This is a genomic window from Variovorax sp. P1_H12_2, assembly GCF_056405335.1.
Genome location: NZ_JBFUCI010000339.1, coordinates 1 through 7,173, shown reverse-complemented (window position 1 = coordinate 7,173; position 7,173 = coordinate 1). Strand labels below are relative to the sequence as shown.

Here is a 7,173-nt window from a genome sequence, read left to right as displayed (position 1 = left end):
CCTTCGAGGAGCAGGGCATCAAGGACATGACACACAGCGAATGGTTCGCCTTCCTGCTGCCGGCCAAGGCCTCGCCCGAAGTGGTGAACCGCGCCAACGCCGCCTTCAGGACCGCGCTGGCGCAAAAGGACGTGATCGACGGCCTGGCGGGCTTCGGCCTGGAGGCGATGTCCTCGACGCCCGCCGAGCTGACGGAACTGATCAAGAAAGACACCGCCAAGTGGGCGCCGATCGTCAAGCAGGTCGGCTTCACCGCGGAAAACTGATCACTGACTCACCCCCAGGTTGGCTCACTTCGTGTAGCCGCCCACCCCCTCGCCGGGGGCAATACCAGCGGCCCGGCAAAGCCGGTTCCGCGGTATTCCTGGAAGGGGACTGGGGCGTAATGAATTACTTGAAGGAAATGCCGTGAACACACTCGCCACCCCGACGCCCTCGGCGCTGGTGCATCCCGCGATCCACCCCGACGAGCGCGCCGCAAGGCTGGAGCTCGCCGCCTGCTACCGCGTGTTCGCGATGCTGGGCTGGACCGAGATGATCTACAACCACATCACGGTGCGGCTGCCCGACAGCGTGACCGGTGGCGAGAAGCAGTTCCTGATCAATCCCTTCGGCCTGCACTACAGCGAGGTCACGGCCAGCAACCTGGTCAAGATCGACCTGCAGGGCAAGGTGCTCGACGGCTCGACCTACCCGGTCAATCCGGCCGGCTTCACGGTGCATGCCGCCATCCACGACGGATTGCCCGGCGCACATTGCGTGATGCACACCCACACCACCGCCGGCGTGGCGGTGGCCTGCGTGCAGGGCGGCCTGCAGCAGACCAATTTCTATACCGCGCAGTTGCACGGCATGGTGGCCTACCATGAGTTCGAGGGCATCACCATTCACGCCGACGAGGGTCCGCGCCTGCTCAGGAGCATGGGCGACCGGCAGGCGGTGATCCTTCGCAACCACGGCCTGCTGGCCTGGGGCCAGACGCTGCCGCAGACCTTCGCGATCCTCTGGACGCTGCAGCGCGCCTGCGAGATCCAGCTGGCGACTCTCTCGATGGGGCCGGCGATCCCGGTCGCCGAAGAGATCGCGCAGCGCTGCACGCGCGATGCGCTGCAATTCAATCCGGCGCACGGCGCCGGCAAGGATGTGTTCGACGCCCTGGTGCGCCAGGTCGACCGCATCGACTCCACGTACACGCAATAACCCCCAGGTTGGCCCACTTCGTGTGGCCGCCCACCCCCTTGCAGGGGGCAATACCAGCGGCCCGGCAAAGCCGGTTCCGCGGTATTCCTGGAATGGGGCAAGGTGTGCCCCGACCGAAGATCAAAGGAGCATCCCTCAATGAAAGTGTGCATCTACGGCGCCGGCGCGATCGGCGGCTGGATCGGCTCGAAGCTCGCGCAGGCGGGCTCGACCATCGACGTGGTGGCGCGCGGCGCCACGCTGGAAGCCCTGAAGCGCGACGGGCTGGTGCTGGCGAGCGGCGACACGCGCGTGGCGGTGCCGGTCAACGCCAGCGAAGACCCGAAGACGCTCGGCGTGCAGGACCTCGTGATCGTGGCCGTGAAGGCGCCGGCGCTGCCCGCGGTGGCGCAGCAGATCGCGCCGCTGCTGGGCCCGGACACCATCGTGCTCACGGCCATGAACGGCGTGCCGTGGTGGTTCCTTCAGGGTGGCTTCGGCGGCCCGCTGGCCGGCGCGCAGCTCGAGGCCGTGGACCCGGGCGGCCGCATCGACGCCGCGATCCCCGCCAGGCACGTGATCGGCTGCGTGGTGCACGCGAGCTGCTCGCTCGACGCGCCCGGCGTGGTGCGGCATCACTTCGGCAACGGCCTGATCATCGGCGAGCCCTCGGGCGAGGCGACTCCGCGCGCGAAGGCGCTGCTCGACCTGCTGGCGGGCACGGGCATCGACACCCAGCTCTCGCCGCAGATCCAGAAGGACGTCTGGTACAAGCTCTGGGGCAACATGACGGTCAACCCGATCAGCGCGCTGACCGGCGCCACCACCGACCTCATCCTCAACGACGACCTGGTGCGCGGCTTCATCTCCACGATCATGCTGGAGGCCAAGGAGATCGGCGCGCGCATCGGCGTGCCGATCGCCGACAGCCCCGAGGACCGGCACGCCATCACCCGCAAGCTCGGCGCCTTCAAGACCTCGATGCTGCAGGACGTGGAGGCCCACCGCGCGGTCGAGCTCGACGCGCTGGTGACCGCGGTGCGCGAGCTGGGCCAGCGCGCCGGCGTGGCGACGCCGTTCACCGATGCGCTACTGGGGCTGGCGCGGCTGCGGACGCGGCAGTTGGGGTTGTACTGAGCGCCGGCCTCAGCGCCCCATCAGCGCCCGCACCGCCGCCGGCAGCGAATTCACCTGCGGCATGAAGCGGTCGATCGCCGCGCCGAGCAGCACCGCGCACAGCAGCGCCCCGAGCAGCGGCTTCCAGCTCAGGCGCAGCGCGACCGCCAGCCAGCCTTCGCGCGCGATGCGCACCACGGCGCGCGCCGACACGTACGAGAACGCGATCTCGATCGCCACCGCGAGCAGCGCGTCCCAGCCGAAATAGAGCAGCACCAGCGCGCCGGCGCCGCACACGATGGCGACGCCGATCAGGAAGATGGCCACGACCGGCACCACGAAGACCGCGCCCTCGTCGAGACCGCCCGCGAGGTCGAGCGCACCACCGCCCACGTCAGGCAGATCGAACTGGCCCCCTGAGCCGTGCGCCGACGGACCATCGAAGGTGCCGGGGTCCGGCAGATCGGGATCGAAGTTTGTGTTGCGCTGCACCAATCTTCCGGCCCACCAGCGCAGGAGCAGCAGGTAGACGGCGTAGCCGGCGCCCAGCGTCAGCGCGTAGCGCAGGGCCAGCGAGTCGACGCCCAGGCGCATCTGCAGGTGCGACACCAGCCACATCAGCAGCAGGATCGTGGTGCCGATCGCGAAGCCGTGCAGGCGCAGGTCGTGGCTGCGATGCAGCTCCTGCTCGAGCCGCGATTCCCAGAGCCGGACCGAGCGCCAGTCGGAMAGGATCCTCATGCATCGTTCAGGCCGGCGCCGGGCCGCCCCAAGGCGGCCTGCGGCCCCCTCGGGGGGCAGCGACCACACGCAGTGGGGAGCGTGGGGGCCATTCAGTCCGCCGTGATCGGCACGCGGGGAGCCACCGCGCACATCAGCTCGTAGCCCACGGTRCCACCGGCCTTCGCGACCTCGTCGATCGGCAGCAAGGCGCCCTTCGACGAACGGCCCCACAGCGTGACCTCGCTGCCGAATCCGGCGTCGGGCACCGGGGTCAGGTCGACCGTGATCATGTCCATGCTGACGCGCCCGACCATCCGCGTGCGCACCCCGTTCACCAGCACCGGCGTGCCGGTGCTGCAGTGGCGCGGATAGCCGTCGGCGTAGCCGACCGCGGCCACGCCGATGCGCAGCGGGCCCTCGGCGCGGAAGCTGGAGCCGTAGCCGATGGTGTCGCCGGCCTTCAGCGTCTGCACCCCGATCAGCCGCGTGGACAGCGTCATGGCCGGCTGCAGCTGCCAGTGCGCCGCGTCATGCTCGGGAAAATCGGGCGCGCTGCCGTACAGCACGATGCCCGGCCGCACCCAGTCGGCCCGGGTCTGGGTCGCGTGGCGCAGCGTGGCGGCGCTGTTGGCGACCGAGCGTTCGCCCGGCAGGTCCTGGGTGGCGTGGTCGAAGACCTCGAGCTGGTGCGTGATGCCGCGGTCGCCGTCGGCATCGCTGAAATGCGTCATCAGCGAGATCTCGTCGACCTGCGGCAGCGCATTCAGCCGCGTCCAGGCCGAGCGGAAGCGTTCGGGCGCGAAGCCCAGGCGGTTCATGCCGGAGTTCATCTTGAGGAAGACGCGCTGCGGCACCTGCGTCTTGTGGGCGGCCAGCATGTCGATCTGGGCGTCGCAGTGCACCGCGTGCCAGAGGTCGAGGCGGGAGCACAGTTCGAGGTCGCGGGTCTCGAACACGCCTTCGAGCAGCAGGATCGGGCCGCGCCAGCCCAGCGCGCGCACCCGTTCGGCCTCGGCCAGGTCGAGCAGCGCGAAGCCGTCGGCGGCCCGGAAGGCATCGAAAACCCGTTCGATGCCGTGCCCGTAGGCGTTGGCCTTGACGACCGCCCAGACCCGGGAATCGAGCGCGGCGCGGCGGACCCGGTCGAGGTTGTGGCGCAAGGCGGCGGCGTGAACGGTGGCTAGGATGGGACGTGGCACGGCAAAAACCTGGTGAAAAGCTGGAAACGCTCACACAAAAAGGCCCGGCGTGATGCGCGGAAAGCGCCATTCTGACATCGCGCACCCCATGCTATAACCGCGCACCCGCCTCTGAAGCGGGCCATTTTTCCACTATCGCCAGCGGTCCCACCCGCGGCCAGCCAGCTCATCGATGAAGCGCGGTTTCTACACCATCATGTCGGCCCAGTTCTTTTCGTCGCTGGCCGACAACGCGCTTTTCGTAGCCGCGGTGGAGCTCATGCGAACCAGCGGCGCGCCGGAGTGGCAGCGCGCCGCGCTGGTGCCGATCTTCACCGTCTTCTATGTGGCGCTGGCGCCGCTGGTGGGCGCCTTCGCCGACGCCTTGCCCAAAGGCAGGGTCATGTTCATCAGCAACGCGATCAAGGTGGTGGGATGCGTGATGATGCTGTTCGGCTCGCATCCGCTGCTGTCCTATGCCATCGTCGGGCTCGGCGCCGCGGCCTATTCGCCGGCCAAGTACGGGATCCTGACCGAGCTGCTGCCGGCCTCCCAGCTGGTCAAGGCCAACGGCTGGATCGAGGGCCTGACCATCGCGTCGATCATCCTGGGCATCGTGCTCGGCGGCCAGCTGGTGGGCCATACGCTGTCGAGCCACCTGCTGGCGCTCGACTTCCCCATCATCGACACCGGCATCAACACGGCGCCCGAGGCCGCGATCTCGGCGCTGATCCTGGTCTACATCGTGGCGGCCTGGTTCAACACGCGCATTCCGCACACCGGCGTCGAGATGCGGCCACTGCGCGCCAATCCGCACCACGGCATCGTGCGCAACGTGTTCGCCCTGCTGCCCGATTTCTGGCACTGCAATTCGCGCCTCTGGCGCGACAAGCTCGGGCAGATCTCGCTGGCCACCACCACGCTGTTCTGGGGCGCCGGCGGCAATCTCAAGTACATCGTCCTGGCCTGGGCCTCGCTGGCGCTGGGCTACAACACGGCGCAGGCCTCGTCGCTGACCGGGGTGGTGGCGATCGGCACCGCGGTGGGCGCCATCGTGGCCTCGATGCGGATGCGGCTGGACATGGCCACGCGCGTGATCCCGATGGGCATCGGCATGGGCCTGCTGGTGATCGGCATGAACTTCATCGGCAGCATCTGGATCGCCGTTCCCTTCCTGATCCTGCTCGGCGGCCTGGGCGGCTTCCTGGTGGTGCCGATGAACGCGCTGCTGCAGCACCGCGGCCACAACCTGATGGGCGCCGGCCGGTCGATCGCGGTGCAGAACTTCAACGAGCAATCCTGCATCCTCGTCCTGGGCGCGTTCTACAGCGCCTGCACCGGCATCGGCCTCTCGGCCTATTCGGCCATCACCGCCTTCGGCGTCGTGGTGGCCGGCTTCATGTGGCTCATCAGGCGCTGGCACCAGAACAACCTGAAACGCTACCCCGAAGAAGTCGAGCACCTGCTCGCCATCGCGCGCAGCGACAAGCACCACTGATCTCTTGCCTGCTCTCGCGCTGATCTTCAACGCCTTCGTCTGGGGCGTCTCCTGGTTTCCCTTCCGGCAGATCGAAGGCCATGGCCTGCACCCGGTGTGGGCCACCTGCCTGGTCTATGCCGCCATCGCGATCGCCATGGCGCTGCTGCGCCGCCACCTCTGGGCATTCTTCGCGCAACAGCCGGGGCTGGTGCTGCTGGGCCTGGCGGCGGGCTTCACCAATGTCGGCTTCAACTGGGCGGTGACGCAGGGGGACGTGGTGCGGGTGGTGCTGCTGTTCTACCTGATGCCGCTGTGGAGCGTGCTGCTGGCCTGGGCCTTTTTGGGCGAACGCCCGAGCCTGGCGGCACTGGCCCGCGTGGCGCTGGCGCTGACGGGCGTGATGGTGGTGCTCAAGACGCCYGAGACCGACTGGCCGGTGCCGTCCAGCCTGCCGGACTGGCTCGGGGTGGCGGCCGGCTTCGGCTTCGCGGTGACCAACATCCTGCTGCGCCGGCTGCGCAGCGCGCCCGGCGAGGCGCGCGCGCTGGCGATGTTCGGCGGCTGCGCGCTGGTGGCCGGCGTGACCGCGCTGGCCGGCACCGCGCTGGGGGCGATCGCGACGCCGCCGCTGGCGGCGCCGGCCTGGTGGGGCTGGGCCCTGGTGCTGGGCACCGGCTTCGTCTTCGCGAACGTCTGCCTGCAGTACGGGGCGGCCCGGCTCACGGCCGGCGCGATCTCGGTGATCATGCTGTCGGAGGTGCTGTTCGCGAGCACCTCGTCGGTCGCGCTCGGTGCGGCCTCGATGGAGGCGCGGATCTGGTTCGGCGGCGCGCTGATCGTGCTGGCCGCGGTGTGGTCGGCATTTGCAGGCGAGCCCACGGAAGGTGATGATCGACAACCTGTTCCCTGCAAGGACATGCCATGACCAGCATCTACGATTTCGAGGCCCGCCGCATCGACGGCCAGCCGACCCCGCTGTCGGACTACCGCGGCCGCGTGCTGCTGATCGTCAACACGGCCAGCAAGTGCGGCTTCACGCCCCAGTTCGAGGGGCTGGAGGCGCTGTACAAGACCTACGCGGCCCAGGGCCTGACGGTGCTGGGCTTCCCGTCCAACCAGTTCATGAGCCAGGACCCCGGCACCAACGAGGAAATCGGCGCCTTCTGCACCCGCAACTACGGCGTCAGCTTTCCGATGATGGAGAAGATCGACGTCAACGGCGCCGACGCCGCGCCGCTCTACAAGTGGCTGGTCAAGGAGGCTCCGGGCCTGCTGGGCAGCACCGCGATCAAGTGGAACTTCACCAAGTTCCTGGTCGGCAAGGACGGCCGGGTGCTCAAGCGCTACGCGCCGGTCGACAAGCCCGAGTCCATCGCCGGCGACATAGAAATGGCATTGGGCTCGCCCCCAGGTTGACTCACTTCGTGTAGTCGCCCACCCCCGACCGGGGGCGACACCGGCGGCCCGGCAAAGCCGGTTCCGCGGTGTCCCTGGACT

At 68.8% G+C, this 7,173-nt stretch carries 8 protein-coding genes; 6 read left to right on the top strand and 2 right to left on the bottom strand.

Features of this window, described 5'->3' with window-relative positions; all coding sequences use genetic code 11:
* The 3 genes from AC1D2K_RS26090 to AC1D2K_RS26080 form a co-directional block, all read left to right on the top strand.
* Nucleotides 1-266 (top strand): tripartite tricarboxylate transporter substrate-binding protein (locus tag AC1D2K_RS26090; protein WP_478092174.1); only part of this gene is annotated, 266 nt, incomplete at its 5' end.
* Between the two features lie 142 nt (nt 267-408).
* A complete protein-coding gene (locus tag AC1D2K_RS26085; protein ID WP_478092173.1) occupies nt 409-1,200 on the top strand; it encodes a class II aldolase/adducin family protein in 792 nt (263 codons plus the stop codon).
* Nucleotides 1,201-1,338: 138 nt separating this feature from the next.
* Nucleotides 1,339-2,316 (top strand): 2-dehydropantoate 2-reductase, encoded by a 978-nt coding sequence (locus AC1D2K_RS26080; protein ID WP_478092172.1) that lies wholly within the window; start codon nt 1,339-1,341, stop codon nt 2,314-2,316.
* A gap of 9 nt (nt 2,317-2,325) precedes the next feature.
* Here the strand turns inward: AC1D2K_RS26080 and AC1D2K_RS26075 are convergent, their stop codons facing one another.
* Nucleotides 2,326-3,036, bottom strand: a complete 711-nt coding sequence (locus AC1D2K_RS26075) for a hypothetical protein (protein ID WP_478092170.1) — start codon at nt 3,034-3,036, stop codon at nt 2,326-2,328.
* Between the two features lie 92 nt (nt 3,037-3,128).
* On the bottom strand, nt 3,129-4,217 hold the full coding sequence (gene alr / locus AC1D2K_RS26070) for an alanine racemase (RefSeq protein ID WP_478092168.1): 1,089 nt from the start codon (nt 4,215-4,217) through the stop codon (nt 3,129-3,131).
* 172 nt (nt 4,218-4,389) lie between these two features.
* On the opposite strand from alr, the gene lplT reads away from it, so the two are divergent.
* The 3 genes from lplT to AC1D2K_RS26055 are packed head-to-tail and all read left to right on the top strand — an operon-like array spanning nt 4,390 to nt 7,092.
* A complete protein-coding gene (gene lplT / locus AC1D2K_RS26065; protein ID WP_478092167.1) occupies nt 4,390-5,694 on the top strand; it encodes a lysophospholipid transporter LplT in 1,305 nt (434 codons plus the stop codon).
* 4 nt (nt 5,695-5,698) lie between these two features.
* Entirely contained in the window at nt 5,699-6,601 is a 903-nt protein-coding gene (locus tag AC1D2K_RS26060) for a DMT family transporter (RefSeq protein WP_478092166.1), read from the top strand.
* The gene (locus tag AC1D2K_RS26055; RefSeq protein ID WP_478092164.1) at nt 6,598-7,092 is read left to right on the top strand and encodes a glutathione peroxidase; all 495 of its coding nucleotides are present in this window, start codon (nt 6,598-6,600) and stop codon (nt 7,090-7,092) included. The genes AC1D2K_RS26060 and AC1D2K_RS26055 overlap by 4 nt, the downstream gene beginning before the upstream one ends.
* Nucleotides 7,093-7,173 lie beyond the last annotated feature (81 nt).